The sequence below is a fragment of the Lysinibacillus sp. FSL M8-0134 genome, assembly GCF_038069745.1.
Lineage (GTDB): Bacteria > Bacillota > Bacilli > Bacillales_A > Planococcaceae > Lysinibacillus > Lysinibacillus irui.
This window is the reverse complement of the sequence record NZ_JBBPAJ010000001.1, coordinates 3,816,324-3,842,772: the sequence shown is the minus strand read 5'-3', so window position 1 is coordinate 3,842,772 and position 26,449 is coordinate 3,816,324. Positions and strand designations below refer to the sequence as shown.

At 35.5% G+C, this 26,449-nt stretch carries 23 protein-coding genes and 1 riboswitch; of the genes, 17 read left to right on the top strand and 6 right to left on the bottom strand.

What is annotated here, in order from left to right:
- Positions 1 to 185: 185 nt before the first annotated feature.
- The 6 genes from MKY49_RS19610 to MKY49_RS19585 all read left to right on the top strand — a co-directional run bounded on the left by MKY49_RS19610 (position 186) and on the right by MKY49_RS19585 (position 7,312).
- Positions 186 to 701, top strand: coding sequence for a hypothetical protein (locus MKY49_RS19610; protein ID WP_341386887.1), 516 nt, complete (start codon positions 186 to 188; stop codon positions 699 to 701).
- Between the two features lie 332 nt (positions 702 to 1,033).
- The gene (locus MKY49_RS19605; protein ID WP_274794574.1) at positions 1,034 to 2,002 is read left to right on the top strand and encodes a tRNA dihydrouridine synthase; all 969 of its coding nucleotides are present in this window, start codon (positions 1,034 to 1,036) and stop codon (positions 2,000 to 2,002) included.
- Positions 2,003 to 2,263: 261 nt separating this feature from the next.
- Entirely contained in the window at positions 2,264 to 3,622 is a 1,359-nt protein-coding gene (locus tag MKY49_RS19600; protein ID WP_341386886.1) for a trypsin-like peptidase domain-containing protein, read from the top strand.
- Between the two features lie 414 nt (positions 3,623 to 4,036).
- Positions 4,037 to 4,555 carry a hypothetical protein gene (locus tag MKY49_RS19595; RefSeq protein ID WP_341386885.1) on the top strand — a complete coding sequence of 173 codons (519 nt, stop codon included), beginning with the start codon at positions 4,037 to 4,039 and terminating at the stop codon, positions 4,553 to 4,555.
- A 10-nt stretch (positions 4,556 to 4,565) separates the two neighbouring features.
- Positions 4,566 to 5,774, top strand: coding sequence for an MFS transporter (locus MKY49_RS19590; protein WP_312507236.1), 1,209 nt, complete (start codon positions 4,566 to 4,568; stop codon positions 5,772 to 5,774).
- A 341-nt stretch (positions 5,775 to 6,115) separates the two neighbouring features.
- Positions 6,116 to 7,312, top strand: a complete 1,197-nt coding sequence (locus tag MKY49_RS19585; RefSeq protein ID WP_274794572.1) for an MFS transporter — start codon at positions 6,116 to 6,118, stop codon at positions 7,310 to 7,312.
- A 74-nt stretch (positions 7,313 to 7,386) separates the two neighbouring features.
- Here MKY49_RS19585 and MKY49_RS19580 read toward each other — a convergent pair whose 3' ends face one another.
- Positions 7,387 to 7,590, bottom strand: coding sequence for an alpha/beta-type small acid-soluble spore protein (locus tag MKY49_RS19580; protein ID WP_004225662.1), 204 nt, complete (start codon positions 7,588 to 7,590; stop codon positions 7,387 to 7,389).
- A 183-nt stretch (positions 7,591 to 7,773) separates the two neighbouring features.
- On the opposite strand from MKY49_RS19580, the gene MKY49_RS19575 reads away from it, so the two are divergent.
- The 6 genes from MKY49_RS19575 (at position 7,774) to MKY49_RS19550 (ending at position 13,894) form a co-directional block, all read left to right on the top strand.
- Positions 7,774 to 8,268 carry a DUF1456 family protein gene (locus MKY49_RS19575; RefSeq protein ID WP_274794571.1) on the top strand — a complete coding sequence of 165 codons (495 nt, stop codon included), beginning with the start codon at positions 7,774 to 7,776 and terminating at the stop codon, positions 8,266 to 8,268.
- 149 nt (positions 8,269 to 8,417) lie between these two features.
- Positions 8,418 to 8,612 carry a hypothetical protein gene (locus MKY49_RS19570; protein WP_274794569.1) on the top strand — a complete coding sequence of 65 codons (195 nt, stop codon included), beginning with the start codon at positions 8,418 to 8,420 and terminating at the stop codon, positions 8,610 to 8,612.
- A gap of 228 nt (positions 8,613 to 8,840) precedes the next feature.
- A riboswitch (cyclic di-GMP riboswitch) is annotated at positions 8,841 to 8,926 on the top strand.
- 107 nt (positions 8,927 to 9,033) lie between these two features.
- Entirely contained in the window at positions 9,034 to 10,785 is a 1,752-nt protein-coding gene (locus tag MKY49_RS19565) for a methyl-accepting chemotaxis protein (RefSeq protein ID WP_274794568.1), read from the top strand.
- A complete protein-coding gene (locus MKY49_RS19560; RefSeq protein ID WP_274794567.1) occupies positions 10,775 to 11,527 on the top strand; it encodes an SDR family NAD(P)-dependent oxidoreductase in 753 nt (250 codons plus the stop codon). Before MKY49_RS19565 ends, MKY49_RS19560 begins: the two co-directional genes overlap by 11 nt.
- 22 nt (positions 11,528 to 11,549) lie before the next feature.
- The gene (locus MKY49_RS19555) at positions 11,550 to 13,040 is read left to right on the top strand and encodes a sodium:solute symporter family protein (RefSeq protein ID WP_274794566.1); all 1,491 of its coding nucleotides are present in this window, start codon (positions 11,550 to 11,552) and stop codon (positions 13,038 to 13,040) included.
- A 161-nt stretch (positions 13,041 to 13,201) separates the two neighbouring features.
- Positions 13,202 to 13,894, top strand: a complete 693-nt coding sequence (locus MKY49_RS19550; protein ID WP_322606338.1) for a hypothetical protein — start codon at positions 13,202 to 13,204, stop codon at positions 13,892 to 13,894.
- Between the two features lie 44 nt (positions 13,895 to 13,938).
- Here the strand turns inward: MKY49_RS19550 and MKY49_RS19545 are convergent, their stop codons facing one another.
- Both MKY49_RS19545 and MKY49_RS19540 read right to left on the bottom strand, forming a co-directional pair.
- Positions 13,939 to 15,633 carry a methyl-accepting chemotaxis protein gene (locus tag MKY49_RS19545; protein ID WP_274794564.1) on the bottom strand — a complete coding sequence of 565 codons (1,695 nt, stop codon included), beginning with the start codon at positions 15,631 to 15,633 and terminating at the stop codon, positions 13,939 to 13,941.
- 275 nt (positions 15,634 to 15,908) lie between these two features.
- Positions 15,909 to 16,904: a M23 family metallopeptidase gene (locus tag MKY49_RS19540; protein WP_274794563.1), complete on the bottom strand. Its 996-nt coding sequence runs from the start codon at positions 16,902 to 16,904 to the stop codon at positions 15,909 to 15,911.
- Positions 16,905 to 17,119: 215 nt separating this feature from the next.
- On the opposite strand from MKY49_RS19540, the gene MKY49_RS19535 reads away from it, so the two are divergent.
- The 3 genes from MKY49_RS19535 (at position 17,120) to MKY49_RS19525 (ending at position 21,794) form a co-directional block, all read left to right on the top strand.
- The gene (locus tag MKY49_RS19535) at positions 17,120 to 19,015 is read left to right on the top strand and encodes a PrkA family serine protein kinase (protein ID WP_322606347.1); all 1,896 of its coding nucleotides are present in this window, start codon (positions 17,120 to 17,122) and stop codon (positions 19,013 to 19,015) included.
- A 173-nt stretch (positions 19,016 to 19,188) separates the two neighbouring features.
- The gene (gene yhbH / locus MKY49_RS19530) at positions 19,189 to 20,346 is read left to right on the top strand and encodes a sporulation protein YhbH (protein WP_274794561.1); all 1,158 of its coding nucleotides are present in this window, start codon (positions 19,189 to 19,191) and stop codon (positions 20,344 to 20,346) included.
- Positions 20,347 to 20,390: 44 nt separating this feature from the next.
- Complete coding sequence (locus tag MKY49_RS19525) at positions 20,391 to 21,794, top strand: SpoVR family protein (RefSeq protein ID WP_274794560.1); 1,404 nt, start codon at positions 20,391 to 20,393, stop codon at positions 21,792 to 21,794.
- Positions 21,795 to 21,849: 55 nt separating this feature from the next.
- On the opposite strand, the gene MKY49_RS19520 is transcribed toward MKY49_RS19525, so the two are convergent.
- Positions 21,850 to 22,266 (bottom strand): hypothetical protein, encoded by a 417-nt coding sequence (locus tag MKY49_RS19520; protein WP_312507233.1) that lies wholly within the window; start codon positions 22,264 to 22,266, stop codon positions 21,850 to 21,852.
- Between the two features lie 191 nt (positions 22,267 to 22,457).
- Between MKY49_RS19520 and MKY49_RS19515 the strand changes: the two genes are divergently transcribed.
- Complete coding sequence (locus MKY49_RS19515; protein WP_274794558.1) at positions 22,458 to 23,333, top strand: radical SAM/SPASM domain-containing protein; 876 nt, start codon at positions 22,458 to 22,460, stop codon at positions 23,331 to 23,333.
- A gap of 35 nt (positions 23,334 to 23,368) precedes the next feature.
- Here MKY49_RS19515 and MKY49_RS19510 read toward each other — a convergent pair whose 3' ends face one another.
- Positions 23,369 to 23,758, bottom strand: a complete 390-nt coding sequence (locus MKY49_RS19510) for a helix-turn-helix domain-containing protein (RefSeq protein ID WP_274794557.1) — start codon at positions 23,756 to 23,758, stop codon at positions 23,369 to 23,371.
- Positions 23,759 to 23,970: 212 nt separating this feature from the next.
- Between MKY49_RS19510 and MKY49_RS19505 the strand changes: the two genes are divergently transcribed.
- Positions 23,971 to 24,627: a hypothetical protein gene (locus tag MKY49_RS19505; protein WP_274794556.1), complete on the top strand. Its 657-nt coding sequence runs from the start codon at positions 23,971 to 23,973 to the stop codon at positions 24,625 to 24,627.
- Positions 24,628 to 24,673: 46 nt separating this feature from the next.
- On the opposite strand, the gene MKY49_RS19500 is transcribed toward MKY49_RS19505, so the two are convergent.
- Positions 24,674 to 26,347: a ribonuclease J gene (locus MKY49_RS19500; protein WP_274794555.1), complete on the bottom strand. Its 1,674-nt coding sequence runs from the start codon at positions 26,345 to 26,347 to the stop codon at positions 24,674 to 24,676.
- Positions 26,348 to 26,449 lie beyond the last annotated feature (102 nt).

The following is a 26,449-nucleotide window of genomic DNA, read 5'->3' as shown; positions in this document are numbered from 1 at the left end:
AGGACGATTGCTCAAAAATGCCGTGGACTTTTTTGTTTGTGGTTCACGTACAGTATTTTATTTTGGGTATATTCAAAGAACAAGTAATAATTTTTGTTAATGAAAGGGTGAATAATATGTCTGACATAAAAAATGCATATGATCAAATTATGGATTTCATGAGCAATTAAACAGAAAAAACATTGTTGCTACGTGGTATTGCTGACAAGGAAAAGCATCAAGCTCTTCTTAAAGCATTAAATGCTAATGGAAATTTGAAAGGATTGATTAATTTAATTCATACATCAAAAGATGGTATGGAGAATTTCTTCCGTTGGGCGGAACTTTATCAAGTTAAAGTACCGAAGAAATACGGGCAAGCAATGAAATTATCAAATCTTACAATTTTCTTTGATAATCTGACCACTAAAAGTAGTAGTGACAAATACGATGATTATGCTTTCGATTTTATGATTGTATGGCCGATACAAAGTGTAACTAAAAATGAAAAGGAAATTCAGATGCTAAAAGAAATGGCCGAACGTCAAAAAACCAAAAAGATCATATATCTTACAATTAAGGAACCTTGGTATAACCCAGATTCTTTGGAACCTATTGCTGATCGAGTAATAAAACTAGACTGTGAAAATGATGATCCAAAAGAGTATCAGCGAATTTTAGCTTCATATGAAGAAGATATGAAAAGGCGCGATTATTATTAACAAAAGGATAATTTGGTTGATATGTTCCCGTCTACCGATAGCACTAAAAACGCAGTAGATATGTTTCCGAGAACAGACATACTCAAATGACATTCATTCTGTCCTCTCGAGCCATTGTGAAGCGGTGGCGTGGTTGGAGTTAGTATAATTGAAAAGCAGTGGATATAGAAAAAATCTATATCATCTGCTTTTTTGTTTTTTAAAATACCATTTAGGGCAGAATTTCGTTACAATAAACATTGTTGATTTTTATCATAAACATGTACTTATGTTTCATGGTATACATGTAAAATAAAAAAGTTTAGAGCATAGTGAGAGGATTTGGAATTAACATGATAGATAATTTTTGGCGTGATTTACCACGGCCATTTTTTGTACTTGCACCAATGGAAGATGTGACGGACGTTGTTTTTCGTCATGTAGTAAGTAAAGCTGGTCGACCAGATGTCTTTTTCACAGAGTTTACAAATTCCGACAGCTATTGTCATCCTGAAGGACAGAAAAGTGTGCGTGGCCGTTTGCTTTTTACCGAGGATGAACAGCCTATGGTGGCACATATTTGGGGGGATAATCCCGACTATTTCCGTCAAATGAGTATGGGCATGGCTGAGCTAGGTTTTAAAGGTATCGATATTAATATGGGCTGCCCTGTACCGAATGTAGCATCGAGAGGGAAAGGTAGTGGACTAATTCTCCGTCCAGACGTTGCGGCAGAATTAATTCAGGCAGCAAAGGCAGGTGGACTACCTGTTAGTGTGAAAACACGACTTGGCTATAAAGATGTGAATGAGTGGGAGGAGTGGCTCACACATATTTTAAAACAAGATATTGCAAACCTTTCGATTCATTTACGTACAAGAAAGGAAATGAGCCTAGTAGATGCACATTGGGAGCTCATTCCGGAAATCAAAAAGCTACGTGACCGTATTGCACCAAATACGCTACTAACCATCAATGGAGATATCCCTGATCGTCAAACTGGGCTTCAGCTTGCTGAACAATATGGTATTGATGGTGTTATGATTGGACGAGGTATTTTTAAAAATCCGTTTGCCTTTGAAAAAAAACCAAAAGAACATAGCAGTAAAGAATACCTTGACCTGTTAAGACTGCAGCTCGATCTTCAAGATCACTATGCAGAAGTACTACCACGTTCGATCACGGGGCTTCATCGCTTCTTCAAAATTTACGTCAAAGGCTTCCGTGGAGCTAGTGAATTAAGAAGTCAATTGATGAACACGAAATCAACTGATGAAGTACGTGCATTGCTTGATCATTTTGAATCAAACCATATTGAATAATAATGAACGGTAAAGTCTAAGGAGTTTGAAAAATCGTTGCTATTATTAGCAACGGTTTTTTTGTAATCATAAAGAGGGGTTTACCGCTGCAAGAGATGTAGTTTTATGCAAGGCTGTTCAATTACATCTGATAAGTTTTTTATTGAAATTACTAGAAGTGTCCATTCTTTAAAGATTTGGATTTTTTTAGAGGATTTAAAAGAATGCCAGAGAATTGTATATAAGTATTGTTAATGACGTGCTTATAGGAGTTGTATGAAGATGATTGTAACAACTAGACCGTTAAAAATTAAGTATAAAAAGTCGGCAAACCCTTTTCAGGACTTTATGCAGATCAATCCTAACGGTAGTGCCTTTACGAAGGAAGTTATTTTTCAACGTTATATCGGCATACCTGATTCTGTTGATCTTTATAAAGAAGATATTTTAAAAATGGATGAATATTTCGCAAATCAAAGTGTATTTTATTTACGACTACATAGGCTTGAGGTTATTAATAATAAAAAAGATATAGATGGATTGACGGAGCTTTGGGAAAAATTGCAGGCCGCAGTTGATAATATTCCCATACTTTATAAAACACCATTATGCGGTACGTTAACGAATGATCAACTTGAATGGACAAAAAAGCTGAGCTTTAAACAAATCATTCATCTTTATAAGGAACAACAGCCACAGGCTAATGATACGTTACTGAAAAACTTTGCAGTAAAATTTTTATACTGGATGGATTTTTATTTGCCTCAAATTTTTTCTCAGGATAACTGTACATCACAGAAAATTGTTTTTATAGGGGACATTACTCAGCACGAATTATTATTCTTATATTTTTTATCCACATTAGGATGTGATATTTGTTATATGAATCCGAAAGGTGATATTGCCAATTTGCATCCCATTATTGCAGCATCATCCACTTTACATAAATGTCGTGATTGCTATGAACAAGAATTAATAATCCCTAAGATACGGTCGATGAAAAGCATACTCCCGCAACAACCAATGCTTGTCCCAACCCCTAATTACACAGCTATTACAGAAGAATGTAGCTATGAGCAATTAGCCTCCTTTGCGACATCTGTTGTGATGATTAAGACATTCGGGGAGGATGACAATGTTTTATGTTTTGGGTCTGGTGTTGTTCTCCATCAAGATGGTTATATTTTAACGAACCTACATGTTGTGGGTGGTGGAAAATATTATTCTGTAATATATGAAAATGATACCAATGAGTATATTACCCACCAATTTGTGAAATATCATGATATGCATGATTTGGCTATTTTAAAGGTGGAGAGGAAAAGCAAACCTTTACCTGTTAAAGTAGATGGTCAATTAGTTCGTGGGCAGAAAATTGTTGCGATTGGCAGTCCTTTAGGATTATTTAATTCAGTTTCTGATGGAATTGTTTCGGGTTTTAGGGATCTACGAAATATGTCTATGATTCAATTTACAGCTGCAATTTCAAATGGCAGTTCTGGTGGTGCTTTATTGGATATGCATGGGAGGTTAGTCGGTTTGATTACAGCTGGCTTTGATGATGGCCAGAATCTTAACTTGGCTGTGCCTGCACATTTAATTTATCAGTTTGCTCAAAACTTTATAGAGTTACCGAGTTAATTTCAACAATTACTTTTTCATTTGTAAACTCATCGAACCAAGAACGGTATAAATTTATGGGCTAAAATTCCTTTAACTATGATAGAGTATGGTTGTTTAAGGGAGTATTTCTCATGAAGGGGATTCTAATCCTCATTCATGAGAAACTCTAATTCTTTTTATGTAATCAAAAAAGATAACTAGGATTATAAATGTGCATGATTAAACTACGCGCCAATTAAATCCCAAATTAAAGGACGGATGATTACAACCGCGCCTAAAAGAAGTGGTAGTTTTTCTTGAATCGTAATTTTGAAGTTTAACTTTTTGTACATTTTAACCCCTCCTTTAAATTGATAATATAATTATTTCATTAAATGGTATAATTTATATAATACGTTAACTATAATTAACTTTTTTAAGGAGGGATCTTTTATGGAAGTTGGGGAAGTTATCAAAAAAATAAGGATGAATAAAAATATACCTTCGAATAAAGTCTATAAAGATGTATTGAGTCGTCCTGCAGCTGCTAAATTTGAAAAAGGATTGAGTGATACTTCGGTAAAAAAATTCTTATACATATTGGATACTCTTAATATTAGTTTGGAAGAATTTGAAGTTATATATAAAGGAGCTGAAGATAAAGATCTGAAGTATACTAGCAATTATATAAATGCTTATTATGAGGAATCTTTTGATGCTCCTTTTCTATTTTTAACTGTTAAAAATAACGAAGTATATTTTAAATTAATGGAACATATTACTGATTATTTAGAAAAGTATAATATAACAATCCCACAACGTAACAGCTTTGGTTTCCGTAATTTATCACTGGAGACTATTCAAATGAATAAAGTAGATAATGTACTTAAAATTGCTCCCGGAAAAATAAACGGATTGAGACAACAATATCTTTTACAAGCTGTTCAAAGCTTTGATAAAAAAAATATCTGAAGGTATATGTATGATAATTAACAAAAATTTTTCAAACCTATTGTATGGTAGATTTTTAGTGAATATGGGGGATAGTTTATATTATATAACCATCATGTGGTTAATTTACGATTTAACTAAAAATACTCTATTCACAGGGGTTGCTGGAGCTTTATTTATGCTACCAGAAATATTTTCCGTTTTTTACGGCCCAATTATTGATAAATGTAATAAGAAGAAATTTTTAATTATATTTTCATTATTACAGGCATTATTAATGCTAGTAATTTGTATTTTCTTTTTATATGACAAAGGAAATGTTCTATCTGTTATTTTAATTGCAATACCTTTTCTAGCTTTCCTATCTGAATTTACTTATCCACTTGAAAATGTCTTAATTCCTAGATTTGTCGAGAAAAATGAATTAACAAAAGCTAATTCCATAATGTCCATTGCTGCAGATGGTGTAGATTTAGTTTTTAATGCTGTCTCAGGATTATTAATAGCAATTACTACAATTTCAAGCATCCTATTAGGAAATAGTCTTCTGTTCTTATTTGCAGCATTCTTTTTCTATAGACTAACAATAAAAAGAGAGACGCAAAAACATCAAAAAATGAATTTTAAAGAATCTAAAGAAGAATATTACCAAGACTTAAAAGAAGGATTGGCTTTTGTTAAAAGGAAAGATATTTTAGAGTTAATTATCCCTTTCTTAATGTTAAATTTATTGTTAGCAATTTTTAATGTGAATCTACCAGCGATTTCTTCCAGTATTTCTTATTCGGCAGTTTCATACGGTTTACTACTAACTGCTTCTGGATTAGGGAGTGTAGCAGGCGCAAGCATAAGCCAGTATATTTCCAATAAATTTAAAATAGGTACTATTATTATAAGTACTGTTATGCTTTATGGATGTGCTTGGCTTATAGGCATTTTATTAGGTAGCTTTTATATTTATATTTTTGCTTTCCTAGCAAGTATATTTATAGGGATAATTAATGTTGTATTTACAGTATTGTTTCAACAACTTCCGCCTGAAAATTTACTAGGTAGAGTTAATACAACAATCAAAACATTAATCACCATTTTTATGCCATTAGGTGCATTAGTAGGTGGATGGATTCCCATGATTTTTGGTGTGAATAACACAATTCTACTATCTTCTGGGTTAATTATTTTGTTAGGTATTATTTTGCTATTAATGAGCTCGATTAGAAATAAAGAGTTAAATATGTAGTAGTACCTAGTTTTTAAATTTCATTTGATTAATTTCCACTATTCAACCATTGCTTTTTCATTCGAAATCTTATAGAATGTAGAACGGTATAAATGAACGATATAAATTACCTTTAATACGGTCCAGAGAGGCTGAAAAGGGCTACATGATATTTTTAAGCTAATATCTTTGCTTTGGCATGCCCTTTTGTCCTCTGTGACAGAAGGGCTTTATTTTTGTTCACATCCCTCTTTTAAAGGAAGTCCCGTGAGGCTTCAAAAGAGAATGGACAAGACATCTTTAATCCATTCACTCGAACACTAAAAGAGATAGACAACTAGAAAACTTGGAGGTTAGAAAGAATGGATTATCGGAAAAAAACCGTTGTCGCTTCAGTGGCTGGGTTGACTTTAGAAGGAATGGACATTATGTTTATTTCTTTTGCCATGACAATGATTATTGCAGAATTTAATATTGATCTTGCAACAGGTGGATTGATTTCATCTATTACGAATATTGGGATGCTACTCGGTGGAATTATTTTCGGTGTGCTAGCAGATAAATATGGCCGCGTAAAAGTATTTACATATACGGTCATATTATTTGCTATCGGCACAGCCTTAACAGGAGTAGCAACAAGCATTGAACAAGTTTATGTCTATAGATTTATCGCCGGTCTAGGTGCCGGTGGGGAATATGGTATTGGTATGGCGCTTGTAGCGGAAGCTTGGCCAAAAAATAAACAAGGTAGAGCTTCTTCGTATGTAAGTGTAGGAGCACAATATGGGGTTATATTAGCAGCATTATTAAGTGCCATCATTTTACCAACTTTAGGATGGAGAGCATTATTCTTCGTTGGGTTATTACCAGTGATCTTCGCCTTTATTGTTCGTAAAAATCTGGAGGAATCACCAGAATGGTTAGCATCGCAGAAAAAAGATAATAACAAGCAAGAGAAGGGAAAACTAGCTCAGTTATTTGCTTCTCCACGCATTACACTAACGACTCTTTCTCTAATTTTAATGGCTACTGTTCAAATCGCAGGCTATAATGGTCTGATGATTTGGTTACCATCGATGCTACAGAAATCGCAAGGTTTATCTGTCTCAAGCTCAGCATTGTGGACAATTAGTACTGCCGTCGGGATGATAATTGGGATGCTGACATTTGGTAGATTTATGGATCGCTTTGGTGCGAAGCGATCGTTTGGTATCTTTTTATTAGCATCTGCTTGTGCAGTGTTCCTTTATTCCTTTGCCACTGGTGCAGCAGCTATATTAATTGGTGGTGCGGTTGTAGGATTCTTCTCTAACGGAATGTTTGCAGGGTATGGTGCATTAATTAGCAGCTTCTATCCAGTACAAATTCGCAGTACAGCAACAAACACGATATTTAACTTTGGTCGAGCTATTGGTGGATTTTCACCAATCTTTGTCGGCTATATTTTACAAAGCTATGATATGACAGTTGTAATGATTTACTTAGCAGCACTATATTGTATTTCCTTTATCGTTATGCTCACGCTTAAAAGCTCCAGCAAGGAAATGCAAACAGCATAATTTTTAAAATCACGAAAGAACGAATTCCACTTCTTCAAATGGGATTCGTTCTTTTCTTATTAGTTTTTAATTAATTATAGTAAACCTTTTGAACGTTTCTCAGCGATTTCTACAAGGCGTTTTGTAATTTCTCCTCCTACGGAACCATTTGCGCGAGAAGATGCTTCTGGCCCTAGCTGAACGCCAAACTCTTGTGCAATTTCGTATTTCATTTGATTGACAGCTTCATGTACACCAGGTACTAGAAGTTTATTTGAACTGCGGTTATTGTTAGCCATTTTTCTCACCTCCTTGAGTTTAGAATGGTTGCTAACGTATTTTTCATACATTTTAAAAGAAGGAAACGCACACGCTAATTGCTAACAACAACAACTTGTGGAAAGCTAGCAATAATCAGCAAACTCTCTGTTATAATAAAGCCTGGCTCATTTCTATAGTAGGAGTAAAAGGAGGACAATATAATGACGAATAATGATATTTTAATTCGCTTACGCTATGCACTAGATATAAAAAATGTTGATATGGTGGAAATTTTTAAATTAGGCGGACTCGACTATTCGAAAGAAGAAGTCTTAAATATGCTCATTAAGATTAATGATGAGGAAGAAGCGCCAGAAGAATACATCAAATGTAATAATAAAATGCTTGAAGCATTTTTAAATGGATTAATTACTTTTAAACGTGGACCACAAAAATCAAAAGATGGTCAGCCTGAAGGACCGCTACCTGTGACAGGCAAAGAAAGTCCAAATAATATGCTTTTAAAGAAAGTAAAAATTGCCTTAGCGTTAACAACAGAGGATATGCTCGAAATTTTATATGATGGTGGAATCAAAGTTACAAAAGGTGAATTAGGCGCTTTATTAAGAAATCCAAGCCATCGCAATTATAAAGAATGTGGCGATTCATTCGTTCGGAATTTTTTAAGAGGCTTAACATATAAGTATAGAGAATAAAGCATAAATGCCTTGTCAATAGAAATCAAAAAGTACCATTTTTTTCTTTAAATTTTGTTGACATTTTGTGACGAAATTGTGTACAATAAAATTATCACAAAATGTTCACAAAAAAGATGAAAAATGTTCACAAACAAAGGGGTGCTTGTATGATTTATTTTGACATCTTATTGGTAGCTATTGCATGTGTTACAATGCCTTTTATTGTTGCAGTAATGTTAGATATTTTTTATGCAGAACGAAAGAAAGTTCGTTTTTCATTACGACGTACTTCAGTTTGGTATATCACTATGTTTGCACTATCCTTTATACCATCTGTTTTACTTGTTACACAAAACGTATAATGTATTCAAACACTTAGGGGTAAGTGAAATGATGAAAAATAGACAGCTACAACGTTAAAAACAGTTGTAGCTGTTTTTCTTTATGAAAAGAAATGGTGAATGAATGCTTCACGTTGCTGTATTTTCAATCAATCAACCATTTGTTAACGAAGGGTAAAATAGTATAAAGTATGTATATTTTACCTGGATAGCATTGACTACTTTTACCTGCTGTGTTAATTTTGGGAGTGGAAATATAGGCAAATTTACTGAAAAGTAGAGACGCAAAGCTACAGGTCTAAGGCAATAATTGCTAGGATGGCTGGGTTGCAAAAGACTGCTAGTTATATCCATCAATTTCTAGTTTATGTTCTTTTATGCCTATTTCTTTTGAAATAGGTTATTTTTTTGCAAAAAAATCATTGTAAGGGGGAAAAAGATCATGAAGTTATTAAAAAATGCCTCATTAAAAAACAAACTTTTACTGACGGTTACAATTGTAGTGTTACTGCTCATCGCCATTATTACTTCGCAAAGTATTAGCGAATTAAATAATCGGATGACTGTCGACTTAGAGCAAGAGTTAAAAAGTGTTGGTTTATTGACAGCTATGAATTTAGATAGTGATGAAGTAAAAGATTTATTGTCTGAAAAAGGGGAAAAGAACGCTAAGTTTACAAAGATCCAAAAACAACTCGATATGATCCAGGAACAACAAGGTATTATGAGTTGGAGCTATATTTGGGACGTTCAAGATGAAGGTGGGGTCAACCCAATCGGTTATACAACCAATTTAAATGAGGTGTATGAAGCCGGTGAAATTTTTACTGATTTAGCGGATGAACATGTTGAAACAGCAAAGAAGGCTATTGAAAATAATAGTACGGAAGTAACTGATATTTTTGAAGATCCTTTTGGCTCTTGGAGAACCGTTTTTAGTCCAATTAAAGATGATAACGGACAACTGATTGCATTATTAGGAATTGATTACTCCGCTGATTATATTAATACGATAATTAAAACAAGTGTTATTAAACAAATTGTTATTGCCATTATCGGAATATTAATTTTATTAGTTTTAGTTTACATAATTATAGACCGTCTTTTAAAACCACTTAAAAAAGTAGTAAATGTTGCAAATCAAGTTGCCAATGGCGAATTAATCGATGTGGATTTAGATACGTCAAAAGATGAAATTGGAAAATTATCTGAGTCCATTCGTACAATGGTTGCTAATTTACAACATATTATTTTAAACATAAGAAATACTTCAAATCATGTTTCTTCAGCAGCCAATCAATTAACGGTACATGCTGGGGAGACGTATAATAGCTCCACAAATATTGCACAAGATATGAAACTAATCACTCAGAATGCTGAAGCTTCTATGACCATGACAGAAGAAACAGCTGCTGCAATGGAAGAGACAGCTACAGGTATCCAGCAAATTGCTGACTCTGCTAACACGGCTGCGGAATCTTCTATTTCTGCTTCGCAAGCCTCTGAACGAGGTAATCAAGTTGTACAGCAAGTTATTGCACAAATGGAATTAATTAATGATTCTGTTGAACAAATAGGGACAACAATTAATGGCTTACATGTCAATACGAAAAAAATAAGTGAAATTGTAAGCTTGATTACTGCTATTGCCGATCAAACAAATCTGTTAGCATTGAATGCCGCTATTGAAGCAGCACGAGCAGGTGAGCATGGTAAAGGCTTTGCTGTTGTAGCCGATGAGGTGAGACGTTTAGCTGAACAATCTTCACAGTCAGCAACAGAAATTTATAATCTAATTAGTTCTATTCAATCTGATTCTAACGCTTCGATAACTGTAATGGAGAAAGGGAAAGCGGATGTTAAAGTGGGTATGGCATTCACGAATGAAGTAGGAGAAATCTTTAAAGAAATTCTTACTTCATCAGAAGAAGTAGCTAGCCAAATACGTGAAATTTCGGCTGCCTCACAACAAATCTCTGCCTCATCAGAGGAAGTAGCGGCATCTGTCAATAATATTAAACAATCGGCAGAGCAGTCAGCAGAATTCTCTTCAAATGTTTCGAAATCTACACAAGAGCAATTATCTACAATGCAGGAAGTAAAGGATGCCTCTTCTTCATTAGGAAAAACAGCTGAAGAGCTACAAGGGCTTGTTGCAAAATTCAAATTGGAGAATGATCAGGATGGAAATTAACTTTACAGGTAAAAATGTATTAATTACTGGCTCAAGTAAAGGAATTGGCAAGGCCATTGCATTAGGCTTTGCTCAACATGGTGCGAATATTTTAATCAATTATATTGGGAATGAGCAAGAGGCAGAAGCTGTACGTGCTGAAGCAGAAAAGTTTGGTGTGAAAGCTTTAACTTTCCATGCCGATGTTTCTAACTCACAAGAAGTACAAGCGATGCATCAATTTATGGACGAGCACTTCGGGGAAATTGATATTCTTGTAAATAACGCCGGATTTGCACAGGGATCTAGCATTACAGATTTAACGGATGAACAGTGGGATAAAATGATTAAAGTTCATTTATATGGTTGCTTCTACAATTGCCGTGAAGCAGCTAAAAGAATGAAGGAACGCAATACAGGGAAAATCATCAATATATCATCCGATATTGGCAGCCTAGGTTGTGAGGAATTTACTCATTACTCAGCGGCAAAAGGCGCTATCAATGCTTTTACAAAGGCATTAGCTAGAGAGTTAGCACCTTCAATACTTGTCAACGCTGTTGCTCCTAGTGGAACATTTACGGACATTCTAAAAGAGTTTGGAGATAACTATGTGGAGGAAGAGTCCGCTAAATATCCATTAAAACGTTTAGCGCAACCTGAAGAGATTGCGAAAAGTGTGCTATTTTTAGCCTCTAATCATGCTGACTTCTATACAGGTCAAATTTTAACGCCTAATGGTGGAGTTGTGATGAACGGATAATGGAAAACTAAGGAGTACGACTATGTTAAACGTTATAATTTTTTGCTTATACTTACTATTTATCTATTACATTGGTTATAAAGGTTATAAGCGTGTCAACACAGCTGAGGATTTAATTGTCGCTGGCTGGAGTATGCCTCTTTCAGTTGTCACGGGGAGTTTAGTTGCTGCCTTACTAGCAGCTCCATTCTTTTTTGCGGCTGTAGGTTCAGGCTATACGAGCGGTGGCTTTGAGGGAACGGCAACAATGGGTGGTCTAGGGACTTGTATGATTCTTGGGTCACTCATTTGGACAAAGCCATTACGACGCTTAAAGGGTTGGACATTAGCAGATTACTATGGATTACGCTATGGCAGTAAAAAGCTAGGTGCGTATACTGGTATCGTAATGGCTATTGCTTTCGGTGTTTTTAATGCAGCTGCATTAACAGTTGGTGGGACGTATATTATTCAGCAACTATTACAAATTGATTTCATTCCGGCAGCGCTTTTATTTGTATCCTTAACTGCTATCTATTCTGTTATTGGGGGTTTATGGGCAGTTGCTTATACAGAAATAGTGCAAGGGGCGCTTGCAGTAGCTGGAATACTAGGTATTACTATTTTTATTTTATTTTACTATCCAGACGTTACCTTCAACCCTGAGTGGTGGAATATCAGTACATTATTTGAAAAGGCAGGAGCCGAGTTTTGGACATTGTATCTTGTTCTAGCACTCGGTGACATCCCTGCAGTTGACTTAGGACAAAGGGTAGCAGCTGCGAAAAGCCCAAGAGTGGCACAGCGCAGTATGATTATTGCAGGTAGTATTGTTATTGCTATTAGCTGGATTCCAGGGATGTTGGGTGAAGCTTTCAAATCCATTTATCCCAATAGTACAAACCCAGAAACATTGATGCTGACTTTCGCACAGGGCTATTTCCCTCCTTTATTAGCAGCTATTTTCTTAACGGCAATGGCAGCTATGGGGATGTCTACTGTAGCGGCATGTTATGTAGCGACTTCGGGTATTGTGACAAAGAATATCTATTTAGATTTTATTAACCGTAATCCAGATCCGAAAAAGCTTTTAAGATTCTCACGCTCTATTATTCTATCAAGTGCATTATTAGGTTTAGTGCTGGCTATAAGCTTCCAAAAAGTAATTGATCTAGCTTATTTAGCATGGGATATTATTTTTGTAACGATTTTCTGGCCAATTGTATTAGGCCCATTTTGGAAACGTGTGAGTACACCTGCAGTTTGGGCAAGTATTTCCGTTGGTTTAATCTATTACATTATTACATCTCTAACATTCGTACCTAGTCTCACAATCCAATCGGATGGTTTCATTGGTTTACTAAATGAATTATGGCAAGCACCTGTATTTTCAGGCGTTGTTATAACAGGTATCACGATAGTAGTGGTGAGCTTACTAGTACCACCGTCACAGCATGTCCTAGAGATGCATAAAATAGAAAAAGATAAAACTTTAGACGACGTAAGCAGTAAAGAAGAATTAATCGGTCGTTAATTGACCCTTACACACGAGAACATTGGCTATTCAAGGTTCTCGTGTTTTTTATTTATGGTAGATAAATATGAGAAATAAGAATGAAAAGATAGAGTCGAGAATAAATTGCTAGTACATCAAACTATTTCTCTAGCGATTATCTTGATAAAGGCGGGATCTGAATGAAAATTATTTTTTTCATTTTATTAGGGATTATCTATCTTTTTCTAGCAAATGCAATAAATATAATCATCATTCAAGAGGTATTTTTTTTAATTGGCTTAGCTTTAGTATGTATAGGTATTGTTCGTTATATAAAAGAACGGTATCTTGCGGCCCAAGCCCTGGCTGCGCTAACAGAGGCTAGTACAGAGGAAATAATGGCTATACCTCATACTCAATACACATTATCTAGTAATGCTTTACATGCATTATTGTTAAATGAACAAACCAATATGCTCATAATCGCACAAAGAGAAGAGTTAGGCGGAGAGCTGACAATTACGGAGATTCCATTTAGCAAAATATATGAAGTAGCTATTATGGAAGATGAAGTGTTTATGCTTAAAACTAAAAATTATTTAATGAGTGGTTCATTATTAGAAGAAGATAATGAGGATGAGGAATTAGCAGAACAAGAGGATGAAGAAGAAGAAGAGGATACGGTAACAAAGCTATCACTAAAGCTAGTAGTTGATCATTTATCAGATCCTATTTTAGAGTATACTTTTATGGATACTGAAGAAGATCCTATTTCAAAAGAAGAGGATGAATATAAAGAAGCAATGGAATTATGTGAGAAGTGGTACCAAAAGATAAGTGTAATTATCAAACGTCACGAACTTGAAAGAGTCCCAATTAGACATTGGCAATGATACAAAAAGCTATCTCGTAAGTTTGAGATAGCTTTTATAGTACTTTATATTTTAAATTGTTGTAGTTGATTATTTAGCTCTTCAGCCATTCCTGCTAGCTGATTTGCGCTTCTAGCAATTTCATCCATAGTAGCAGCAGTTTCCTCTACAGTAGCTGTTGTTTGTTCAACACCAGCGGCTGATTCTTGCGAAATGGAAGCCATATCATCGATAGAGGCATTAATGGTGTCAGAGTTTTGAGCAAGACTGTTTAAATTAGTTGAAATGGTTGTAATATTATCAATCATATCCTCTACAGCACTAGAGATTTGTTCAAATGTTTCATTCGTTTGATCAAGCTGTGTTGTCCCTCTTTTTACTTCCTCATAGCCCATTTGTAAAGCAGAAGTGACATTGCTCGTCTCACCTTGAATGCGGTGGACAATAGTTGATATATCTGTGACAGAGAATTGTACTTGTTCGGCAAGCTTACGGACCTCATCTGCAACGACAGCGAAGCCTTTCCCATGTTCACCTGCTCGTGCTGCCTCAATTGCTGCATTTAATGCGAGTAAATTTGTTTGGTTTGAAATATCGTCTATAACGGAAACTAGCTTTGAAATTTCAGCAGACTGGCTATTTAAACTTTCTACCTTCTTGACGGAATCTAACATAATGTCGTTAATGGCGGCCATTTGCTTTGTAGATTGTACCATTAAGCTTTTGCCAGAAACCGTTAAGTTTTGAACATGACTAGAATGTTCCTTTAATTCAACGCCTTCTTGTGTAGTATCATAAATACTACGCTTAAATACGTTCATTGTTTCTGCTAAATCACCTGTTGTTGATGCTTGTGTTTCTGTGCCTGAAGCAAGCTCCTGCATTGTTATTGTAATTTGTTCAGTCCCTGCTTGTACCTCATTCGATGATTGGGCAAGCTCTTCACTACTTGCTGCTACTGTTTCAGAAACAGTGTAGATCGAGTGAATGGTTTGTTTTAATTTATCGTTCATGTCGTTGGCAGAAGCCATTAACGTTCCGATTTCATCTCTTGTTTTTACTACTAATGGTTCAAGTTGCAAATTACCATCTGCTAATTCTTTCATTCGATTTGCTACTACTGTCACTGGTTTAGAAATGATACTTGCTGTGATAATAGCAATCACAATACCAGCGATAGTTAAGACCAAACTAACAACAATGCCAATTGACCTGTTATTTGAACTGGTTGACACAACATCATTGCCAACGTCCATAATCGCGTCTGCACGTTCATCTGCAAGTTTTTCATACCCATTGCGTATAGTCGTGACGAGGTCATGGGTATCCATTAAATTTTCTAAAGCCAATTCATGATTGCCCTTTTGATAAATATCAAATACCTCTGTATTGACGAGATTGCTCCAATCACGTGCTATTTCTACTAGTTTGGTACGTTCCTCAGATTTTTCATATTTGTCTAGAATAGCATTATTTTCTTCAGCCATTTCCCGATACTCATTAAATGTTTCCTTGTACTTTTCGTCTCCAGTCATCACATAGTTTAAAGCTGCAGACAGACGGACACTCATAGACAACGCTAAATTTTTACTAGCGTTCAAAACTACTAAATCTTCCTTTACTAAACCTTTTGCCTGTTTTTCCATATTTGTATTGGAATTGTAAGTGTAGGTTGTAAAACTAATTACTAATACTAATAAAAGAATAAATGCACTTAAAATACGAGCTTTAAGTGTCTTAAACTGAAAAATGCTCTTCATTTCCCCATCCCTTTACTAACTCATCAAGAGTTTTAATAAAACACAATTATTATTTTATAACTATTTAGGTTGATAAATAAGGCTTTCGGTAGAAATATTTAAAAATAGTTTTTTAGTACAACAGTACACTTATTTTCCTTCTGCTAGTAGTTAAAAATATATAGAGGTCGAGCAACTAATTAATGTATTTATGTAAAATTACCTATATAAATAAAAAAAGCACTTGTAGCAAATTGCTTCAAGTGCACAACATGTATGAATGAAAGAAATAAAACCTACTTTTTTTGATTTTTTGCTTGCCGCTCCCATTGCAGTAAGGAAGGGTATGGATCAAAAGCCCATTCAGTTCTACCATTAAATTTGTAAATACCATAATGGAGATGGGGTGGGAATTTACCTGATGTCCCTTCTTTTCCGTATCCTGAGCTTCCTACATAGCCAAGAACTGTGCCAGGCTTTACAATGGTGCCTACTTCAATATCCTTATGATAGCTCCCAAGGTGGGCATAATAGTGATAGGAGTTATGATTGTCACGAATTCCGATACGCCAGCCACCAAATTGATTCCAACCTTTTACCTCGACAATACCATAGGAGGTAGAAAGTACAGGGGTTCCGTAGCTTGCAAAAATATCGGTTCCCTCATGGATGCGACGTCCACCCCAGCCTCTATTTGCGCCCCAAGTGCCTTTGTAGCTATAATCAGAGCGAATATTAAGTGGGAAGGTATGGGCATCAAGTTCCGTTGTTTTAAAATGTCTGTATAGTGTTGAGATAGTGAAAATTTGATTAACGGCTTCTTCACTTCCGTAATATTCCCATAATGCTAATTTAAAATCCTCATCAGTCGTTCCAAATTTCCCTAAATAACTAGCCATGGAAAAGATGACATCCTCATCATCCTTTGGACTAGCGATTCCGTCATGATTACCATCAAGGCCCATTCCTCCGAAATAGCTAATCGTTTCAGGTGAGGTATCTTCCTTTACAGGATTAAATGCACCTGACCAATATTCATCAGAGAATTGTATAGCCAAATAGCCTTCCCGTTTAGGGATATCTTTACGAACAGACTGTAAATTCCTTTCATACTGATCAATAGCTGCTAAAAAATACCAGGGGATGAGTAATTCATCGAATTGTACATAATAGGTCATACGCTGCTGTAAAATTTCTTCTTCTGTAAGCTCTTCTTTTGCATAAGCTGCAGAAGGATAAAGTAGCATCCCTAAAAGTAAACATGTGAAAAGAAATTTAAAATGGCGATTCAATGATAATGGACCTCCTTTCTAACGTTAGAATAACCGAATTTTTTATCTTCATTCAGTAAGCTTTTATGTATCAAAATCGTCGGTAAATTCCCATTGTTGTAGTTAAAAAAATATAAATAATAAGAAGAAACTTCATCAAAGAAAAAGTAATGGGTATCATCATGTCATTTACTTCATACTATGTTATAAATCAAGCCCTGAATGGAGGGAAGGCTATTAACATTTTAGATAAAGTGAAAAACTATCGCGAAGAAGAAAACAGGCTGAAGTGGGAAGGGACATTTGCAGATTATTTAAACATCCTTAGGGAAAGACCTGAAGTTGCTCAAACAGCCCATTCACGCGTCTACAATATGATAAAAAGTGCTGGTGTAGTGGAACGCGATGGGCAAAAAATGTACAAATTTTTCGGACAAGAAATTTTTGGGCTTGAAACAGCAATTGAAAGACTGGTGGAGGAATATTTCCATCCAGCAGCACGCAGGTTAGATGTTAGAAAACGTATTTTATTATTAATGGGACCTGTAAGTGGTGGTAAATCCACAATAGTTACTTTATTGAAACGCGGATTAGAGCAATACTCACGCACAGATGAGGGTGCGGTTTACGCAATTAAGGGATGTCCGATGCATGAAGATCCACTGCATTTGATTCCACATCATTTACGTAATGACTTTTTTGAAGAGTATGGCATAAGAATTGAAGGAAGTTTATCGCCTTTAAATACGATGCGTCTTGAAAAGGAATACGAAGGGCGTATTGAAAACGTAATGATTGAACGTATTACTTTTTCAGAAGACAAACGTGTTGGTATAGGAACATTTACACCATCAGACCCTAAATCACAAGATATTGCTGATTTAACAGGAAGTATTGATTTTTCTACAATTGGCGAATTTGGCTCAGAGTCTGATCCTCGTGCTTATCGTTTCGATGGTGAGCTGAACAAGGCCAATAGAGGAATGATGGAATTCCAAGAAATGCTGAAGCTTGATGAAAAATTCTTATGGAATTTATTATCCCTAACACAGGAAGGGAATTTTAAAGCGGGTAGATTTGCTTTAATTAGTGCAGATGAGTTAATCGTTGCTCATACGAATGAAACAGAATATCGATCCTTTATTTCTAATAAAAAGAACGAGGCATTACATTCTCGAATTATCGTTATGCCAATTCCATATAACCTTAAAGTAAGTCAGGAAGAGCATATTTATGAAAAGATGATAAAAGAGAGTGATATGTCCCACGTCCATATTGCACCGCATGCTTTAAAGGCTGCAGCAATCTTTTCGGTTCTGACTAGATTAGAAGTACCGAAAAAACAAGGTGTGGATCTAATTAAGAAAATGCGCTTGTACGACGGAGAAAATGTGGAGGGATTTAATTCCGTTGACTTAGAGGAGCTGAAAAAAGAGTTTCCGAACGAAGGCATGAACGGTATTGATCCACGCTATATTATTAACCGTATTTCTTCTGCTATTATTCGCAAAGAAGTACCATCTATAAATGCTTTAGATGTCTTACGAGCTCTAAAGGATGGATTGGATCAGCATGCATCTATTTCTCAAGAGGATCGCGAAAAGTACATGAATTATATTGCGGTTGCTCGTAGAGAGTACGATGAAATTGCTAAAAATGAAGTACAAAAGGCTTTTGTATACTCATATGAAGAATCTGCGAAAACATTAATGAACAACTATCTAGACAATGTAGAGGCATTTTGTAATAAAAATAAGCTTTATGATCCACTGACTGGTGAGGAAATGAACCCTGATGAAAAATTAATGCGCTCGATTGAGGAGCAAATTGGAATATCAGAAAATGCTAAAAAGGCATTCCGTGAGGAGATTCTCATTCGAATTTCAGCCTATGCACGAAAAGGCAAACGTTTTGACTATAATTCTCATGAAAGATTAAGAGAAGCGATACAAAAGAAATTGTTTGCAGATTTGAAGGATGTTGTGAAAATTACAACTTCCTCTAAAATGCCAGATGAATCGCAACTGAAGAAAATAAATGAAGTCGTAGCAAGGCTCGTAGATGAGCATGGCTATAACACCACATCGGCAAACGAGCTGCTACAATATGTAGGTAGTCTACTCAATCGTTAATTGACTTTTACGTTTACAAGTCAGATAGGAGTGTCCCATTTTTAGGGCACTCCTTTTATTATCAAAATAAGGTTTTCATTAGATACACAATTGATTTTACGAAAAAAGTTCAAGAATTTGGCTCACAAGCATAGTATAGAAAAAGCGAATTTGATAGATGGGTGAGGATAAAAATGACTGAACACGAAAATAAACGCTTTGTTATCTCTCAGGAAAATTGGTCCCTCCATCGTAAAGGGCACCAAGACCAGCAACGTCATATGGAAAAAGTGAAAGATGCGATTAAAAATAATTTACCAGATTTAGTTAGTGAAGAAAGTATTGTGATGTCCAATGGTCGCGAGGTTATTAAAATACCGATTCGTTCACTTGATGAATATAAAATTCGTTATAACTATGATAACTCTAAGCATGTAGGGCAAGGACAAGGCGATAGTAATGTTGGAGATGTAGTGGCGCGGGATGGCAGTAAAGCAAATCAGGCGCAAGGTAAAGGGAAAGAAGCGGGTGACAAGCCTGGCCAAGATTATTATGAAGCGGAAGTAAGTATTGAGGAAATTCAAAACATCTTATTTCATGAACTTGAGTTACCCAATCTACAGCAAAAAGAAAAGGCAGATATTAAAACCGAAAAAATTGAGTTTAATGATATTCGCAAAAAGGGGTTAATGGGTAACGTTGATAAAAAACGTACCATTTTAAATGCGTTAAAGCGAAATGCGATGTATGGAAAAGCGGAAATAACACCTATCCATAATGATGATTTACGTTTCAAAACGTGGGATGAGGTTGAAAAACCAGAATCCAAAGCAGTAGTGCTTGCCATGATGGATACAAGTGGCTCGATGGGATCCTTTGAAAAATATTGTGCACGTAGTTTCTTCTTTTGGATGACTAAGTTCTTACGGTCAAAATATGAAACGGTGGAGATTGAATTTATTGCCCATCATACGGAGGCGAAGGTTGTCACAGAAGAGGAGTTTTTCACGAAGGGAGAGAGTGGGGGAACTATTTGTTCTTCAGCTTATAAAAAGGCATTGGAATTGATACAGGATAAATATCATCCATCTCGCTACAATATTTATCCTGTCCATTTTTCAGATGGTGAAAATATTTCGATGGATAATGAAAAATGTTTGAAACTAGTAGGAGAATTAATGGATGTATCCAGCATGTTTGGCTATGGTGAAGTCAATCAGCATAATCGTTTCTCAACACTTATGTATACGTATAAGAAAATTGATGATCCCAAATTTAGATATCATATTTTGAGAAAAAAAGGCGATGTATATGATGCCTTAAAGAGCTTTTTTAAGAAAAATGAAGAATAGTATGATTGTTTGATTAGCATCACGTTCAAAGGAGGGGACGTAAAATGGACACGAAAGAGCTTCATCGAGCAATAGATGAAATTACCGAAATTGCCACTAGCTTTGGCTTAGATTTCTATCCAATGCGTTATGAAATTTGTCCAGCGGATATCATTTATACATTTGGTGCCTACGGTATGCCTACCCGCTTTTCTCATTGGAGCTTTGGAAAACAGTTTCATAAAATGAAGCTTCAATATGATTTAGGACTTAGCCAAATCTATGAGCTCGTCATTAATTCTAATCCATGCTATGCTTTTTTACTTGATACAAATACATTGACCCAAAATAAATTAATTATCGCCCACGTTTTAGCGCACTGTGATTTCTTTAAAAATAATGTCCGTTTTTCCAATACAAGAAGAGATATGGTAGAGAGCATGACCGCAACGGCTGAGCGTATAGCTGGCTATGAACGAGAATATGGCAAAGATGAGGTTGAACAGTTTTTAGATGCAGTTTTAGCGATTCAAGAACATATTGATCCATCTATTTTACGACCGAAGTTATCCTGGAGTGAGGACGATGAGCTTGATGAGGAAAAACCACCAACAAAATCACCATATGATGATTTGTGGAGCATAGAAGAAAAGGAAAAAGTTTATAAACCTATCCGCCGCAGATTAAAGCAATTTCCGCCGCAGCCAGAAAAGGACCTGCTGTTGTTTTTAGAGGAGCATAGTCGTGAGTTGGAAGAATGGCAACGTGATATATTAACGATGATGCGGGAGGAAATGCTTTATTTTTGGCCTCAATTAGAAACGAAAATCATGAATGAGGGATGGGCATCCTTCTGGCACCAACGAATTATGCGGGAGTTAAAGCTAACAACCGCTGAGACCATCGAATATGCAAAATTAAATGCAGGGGTCGTGCAACCCTCCAAAACATCGATAAATCCATATTACCTCGGGATTAAAATATTTGAAGATATTGAAAATCGCTATAATAACCCTACAGAGGAAATGAAGAAGTTAGGTGTACTGCCAAATTCGGGGCGTGAAAAGATTTTTGAGGTAAGAGAGGTAGAATCCGATATTTCCTTTATCCGAAACTACTTAACTAAGGATTTAGCGAAGCGTGAAGATTTATATTTGTTCCAAAAGAAAGGTAATGAGTATCGTATTACTGATAAGGATCATGAGATGGTTCGAGATCAGCTTGTATCGATGCGTGTCAATGGTGGCTTTCCTTATATTGTGGTGAAAAATGGTGATTATTTACGTAATGGTGAGCTTTATTTAGTGCATGGCTACGAAGGAATGGAGCTAGACCCTCATTATTTAGAAAATGTATTGCCATATATTTATCAGCTGTGGGGACGTCCGGTTCATTTAGAGACGTATGTGGATAATAAACCAATGCTTTACTCATTTGATGGTACAAAAAACTATAAACGCAATGTGTAACCAAAAGCTTCTATCTGTTGAACCTGCTCGAACAGATAGAAGTTTTTTAGATCGTTTATTCACCTTCTTCAGTTAATACATCATTTTCCTTTTCATTACTTTCACTATGGTTAGAAGATGAGTGGATATCGCTATCAATGACTAGGCTGTCCCGCACCTTTATGCCTTGCTGCCCACCAGCCTCATCATTATTATTACCAGCTATGCCACTTCTGCCATTACCATCAGCAAATTGAGAATTGACGTTACGGGTGTGACTACCATCACTAGCGTTTTGTCCTCCTTGGTTAGCATTTGTCCCCACATCATGGTTGATTTGTCCTCCACCTTCTGCTCGTTGTGCAAAGTGAAAATCTGTATTTCCTATATTGAATGTCAAATTAATTGTTATATGGTTTTTGGCTGACTTATTAGAGGATTCGTTTTCAGGTTCTTCTGGTCCATAAAATTTCTTTGAATTAAAGCTAGACATCGTTTCTCCTCCTTTCGTTTAATATTACTATTAGGATATTAGTGCTTTGTAAGATCACTTGTACGTGTAGCCATGTTCTATAGAGAAAAGGGTGTTTATATGAAAACTCGTCGAATTTTGCTATCTATACAATAAATTTGTTAAAATAAATAGGATTTGAATATTTAGCGAACTGGAACGGAGAAGCAACATTGAGAACATTTAAAAAGGTTTATATAGAGATAACTAGTGTCTGTAATTTAGCATGCAGTTTTTGTCCACCAACGGCACGTGCAAAAGGTCTTATAAAAGTAGAACAATTTAATAAAATATTAGATGAGATTCGACCGCATACAAAATACATTTATTTGCATGTGAAGGGAGAGCCGCTTTTACATCCAAGAATTGATCAATTATTAGATGCTGCCCATGAAAAGGGTTTTAAAGTCAATATTACAACGAATGGTACGTTGATTAAAAAGAACCATGAAAAAATATTAGGAAAACCAGCATTACGTCAAATTAATTTTTCATTGCATAGCTTTGATGGTCATGAGGGTTCCGAAAACCGCGAAAAGTATTTAGAGGATATTTTGACTTTTGTACGAGCGTCTAGAGAATATAATACAATTATTTCTTATCGTTTATGGAATTTACAAAGGGATCATGTTTCTGATATTGCAGCACGTCGCAACCGTGAGACATTAGAAATTTTAGAAAAAGAATATAATCTTGACTATCGCATCGAGGAAAAAGTAGAGCCGGGTAAAGGGGTCAAAATTGCCCCTCATGTTTATTTGAATCAAGATCATGAATTTAGATGGCCAAGCTTGCTCGAGCATGAGGATGAAGGAAAAGGTTTTTGTCACGCACTTCGTAGTCAAGCAGCAATTCTTGTAGATGGGACCGTTGTGCCTTGCTGCTTAGATGGTGAAGGAGTTATTAATTTAGGAAATGTCCATGAAAAATCCTTCTCTGAAATTGTAGAAGGGGAACGTGCTACTAAAATTGTAGATGGATTTTCACGAAGAGAGGCTGTTGAAGAGCTTTGTAGAAAATGCGGCTATCGACAAAAATTTGGCATGTAACGACTAAAACGTAATAAAGAAACAGCTCCAATGCGTCATTGACCATTGGAGCTGTTTTTTTTCGATTGAGAATCAATTGTATCTAAAAAATCCTTTGTAATACGAACTACATATTTTACCTCGTCTAAATTTCGTTCTCTTAATAATGATCGATGAATGTCTAGCATGAGGTTCTTTTCCTCAATATCAGTAACGCCTGATAATTTTTGAAAATTAAAAAGCTCCTCAGGGGCAATATCTAAAGCCTTCATGATTGTTTCCAATGTACTTAGCGTAATATTTGATTGACCGTGTTCAATATTAGACACTCGCCCTTTACTGAAACCTAACTTACCTGTTCTTTCGGCCACTTCCTCCTGACTTAGCCCTTTGGATAATCTAATAATGCGGAGCTGTTCACCTACTAGCTTTAAGAAATCTGACATATGATTCACCTCTATGTTAAAAGCTAGTGAAAAACAAAGGAGTTGACTATACTATTATAGTGGTATAATAGAGAAAATGTTATATTAAAATGGTACAATCTTTAGAGTAGTAACTTTTATTAGACAAATGACCTAATTGAATTACTAGGTATAATGCGTTAATGAATGTTACAGAAAGGGTATAACTTGAGACAGAGGATTGGAGGGTTCACATGGTGAAACAGGTTTTTTTAGAAGAAGTAGCAAAAATTCAAATTGGCAATAGAATTATGAATGATCAATTTTTTACTAGGGAAGGTACTCCATTTATAACTGAAGAAACGTTACTGAAATTATTGATAGAAGACGATTTTAGTCAAGTGCCTAGGATAGATTATTCGATTAATGAGTTTACCGTTTTACAAGTGCCTGCGAAAAGTATTCTTCTTAATAAAATAAATTTGAAGGAAGCATCCATTTATCGATGTAATAAAGATATATACATTGGACATGGTATCATTGCCATTATCCCGAATGAATCTATTGTTATCAGTGATTATTTATTTCATTTTTTAAAATGGTACCAAGAAAATAAGGAAAAGCGTAATATTTATCGGCTAATGCTTGAATTACCTCCTATAGATATTCAGCTTAAAATAGTTCAACTATTAAATGCTATTCAACATTTAACAATGAATAAAGACTCTTTAGTAATGGCGGTAGAGGAGCTTCCACAGCGTTTCGATCATATTTCAAGCCAAGCAAAGCAGCATTCAAAAGACTTACATCATGGCTTTGAACAGATCCAACATCTTTATAGTGAAATGTTACATAAAATTTTCAATGGTGATTTTTTGAATGACACTCTTCGACAGCTAGGAAACCAATAAAAAATAAGTCGGTGCAAAAGGATGTAAAAATCCTTGCACCGACATGTTAAATTTCGATAATAATCGGTAAAATCATTGGCTTGCGTTTCGTTTGTGCAAACAAATATTGTCCTACAGCCCTTTTAATTTCTCTTCGTAGAACATGTATTTGTTGTCTATTTTCTTCTTGAAGCTCATTGACTATTTCTTTAGTAAGGACATTGACCTTATTTAAGAGCTCCTCGAAATCCTTTGCATAAACAAAACCTCGTGAAATAGTATCTGGTTCGGAAATAAAAGCACCATCTGTTTTATTAAGTGTCAAAACAATGACAAGCATTCCATCTTCTGATAACTGTTTGCGATCTCGTAGAACAATTCCTTCGACTTCTCCTATTCCGATACCGTCAACATACGTATCACCAGCTGGAATTTTACGTGTTTGTCTTGCCTTTGAATTTTCAATATCAACGACATCACCGTTTTTCATAATAAATGTATGTCCCTTTTGAACGCCAACGGCTTCAGCTAATAAACGATGTTGATGTAACATACGGTACTCACCATGAATAGGAATAAAAAATTTAGGCTTCATGAATGTTAACATAAGCTTCAAATCTTCTTGATGTCCATGACCTGAAACATGCATTCCAGTATGACTAGAAGATCCATAAATGACTTTTGCACCTAGTTGAAACAAATTGTCGACAATACGAGAAACACCCTTCTCGTTGCCTGGAATAGGAGAGGCCGCTAGAATAACGGTATCGTCTGGTAGGATTTTTACTTCACGATGGTTGCCATTTGCTAAACGAGCGAGTGCGGCTAGTGGTTCACCTTGGCTACCTGTGCATAGCACTACAACCTCCTCTGGTGGAAGGTATTTAACTTCGCGAGCATCAATCAGCATATCTTCTGGAACATTTAAATAACCGCGTTGAATTGCAACATCAACGACGTTCACCATACTGCGACCTAATAATGCTAACTTCCTATTCGTAGTAATAGCGGCATTAACAATTTGTTGGATACGATTAACGTTGGAAGCAAAAGTTGAGATAATTACTTTACGTTCAGCGTGTAAAAAGGCTTCTTCGATATGATGTCCGACAAGTTGTTCAGAAGGCGTTAAACCTGGCCTTTCTGCATTGGTACTTTCAGAAATAAGAACTAACACTCCGTTCGATCCAATTTCCGCCATTTTGTGAATATCGGCGAACTGATTATTCACAGGTGTTAGATCAAATTTAAAGTCTCCTGTATGGACAACATTTCCTTCGGGTGTGGCTAGAACGATTCCTAAACAATCGGGAATACTGTGATTGGTTCTAAAGAAACTAATATCTATTTGTCCTAGATGTAAAGAAGAGTCAGCGTGAATTTCAATTAAATCGGTTTCTCTTAAAAGTTTATGTTCTTTTAACTTTAATTCAATAAGACCTAAAGTGAATCGAGTTGCATAGACAGGTACATTTATTTTTTTTAGTAGATAAGGTACTCCACCAATATGATCCTCATGTCCATGAGTCACAATTAAAGCTTTAATTTTTTCTTTATTTTCAAGTAAATAAGTAATATCAGGAATAATTAAATCAATACCAAGCAAGGTCTCATCTGGAAACTTTGCCCCACAATCAATAATGATAATGTCATCTGCATACTGCACTACATACATATTTTTTCCGATTTCGTTAATGCCACCAAGGGCGAATATAGATAATAATTGTTTACTTGTAGACAACGTATTCCCTCCTATAGTTTTCACTAAATGCATTAAAAATTTCTTTAGCCATAGGTAGTATAGCTTTTCATATTTCATCCTATACGATATTTACAATGAACG

Coding starts and splice junctions, on each gene's coding strand:
- MKY49_RS19555 (WP_274794566.1), top strand. CDS start 11,550: ATGTTAAACGTTATAATTTTTTGCTTATACTTACTATTTATCTATTAC.
- MKY49_RS19550 (WP_322606338.1), top strand. CDS start 13,202: ATGAAAATTATTTTTTTCATTTTATTAGGGATTATCTATCTTTTTCTA.
- MKY49_RS19505 (WP_274794556.1), top strand. CDS start 23,971: ATGGTGAAACAGGTTTTTTTAGAAGAAGTAGCAAAAATTCAAATTGGC.
- MKY49_RS19580 (WP_004225662.1), bottom strand. CDS start 7,590: ATGGCTAACAATAACCGCAGTTCAAATAAACTTCTAGTACCTGGTGTA.
- MKY49_RS19570 (WP_274794569.1), top strand. CDS start 8,418: ATGATTTATTTTGACATCTTATTGGTAGCTATTGCATGTGTTACAATG.
- MKY49_RS19600 (WP_341386886.1), top strand. CDS start 2,264: ATGATTGTAACAACTAGACCGTTAAAAATTAAGTATAAAAAGTCGGCA.
- MKY49_RS19565 (WP_274794568.1), top strand. CDS start 9,034: ATGAAGTTATTAAAAAATGCCTCATTAAAAAACAAACTTTTACTGACG.
- MKY49_RS19595 (WP_341386885.1), top strand. CDS start 4,037: ATGGAAGTTGGGGAAGTTATCAAAAAAATAAGGATGAATAAAAATATA.
- MKY49_RS19510 (WP_274794557.1), bottom strand. CDS start 23,758: ATGTCAGATTTCTTAAAGCTAGTAGGTGAACAGCTCCGCATTATTAGA.
- MKY49_RS19590 (WP_312507236.1), top strand. CDS start 4,566: ATGATAATTAACAAAAATTTTTCAAACCTATTGTATGGTAGATTTTTA.
- MKY49_RS19575 (WP_274794571.1), top strand. CDS start 7,774: ATGACGAATAATGATATTTTAATTCGCTTACGCTATGCACTAGATATA.
- MKY49_RS19520 (WP_312507233.1), bottom strand. CDS start 22,266: ATGTCTAGCTTTAATTCAAAGAAATTTTATGGACCAGAAGAACCTGAA.
- MKY49_RS19605 (WP_274794574.1), top strand. CDS start 1,034: ATGATAGATAATTTTTGGCGTGATTTACCACGGCCATTTTTTGTACTT.
- yhbH (WP_274794561.1), top strand. CDS start 19,189: ATGACTGAACACGAAAATAAACGCTTTGTTATCTCTCAGGAAAATTGG.
- MKY49_RS19525 (WP_274794560.1), top strand. CDS start 20,391: ATGGACACGAAAGAGCTTCATCGAGCAATAGATGAAATTACCGAAATT.
- MKY49_RS19545 (WP_274794564.1), bottom strand. CDS start 15,633: ATGAAGAGCATTTTTCAGTTTAAGACACTTAAAGCTCGTATTTTAAGT.
- MKY49_RS19560 (WP_274794567.1), top strand. CDS start 10,775: ATGGAAATTAACTTTACAGGTAAAAATGTATTAATTACTGGCTCAAGT.
- MKY49_RS19585 (WP_274794572.1), top strand. CDS start 6,116: ATGGATTATCGGAAAAAAACCGTTGTCGCTTCAGTGGCTGGGTTGACT.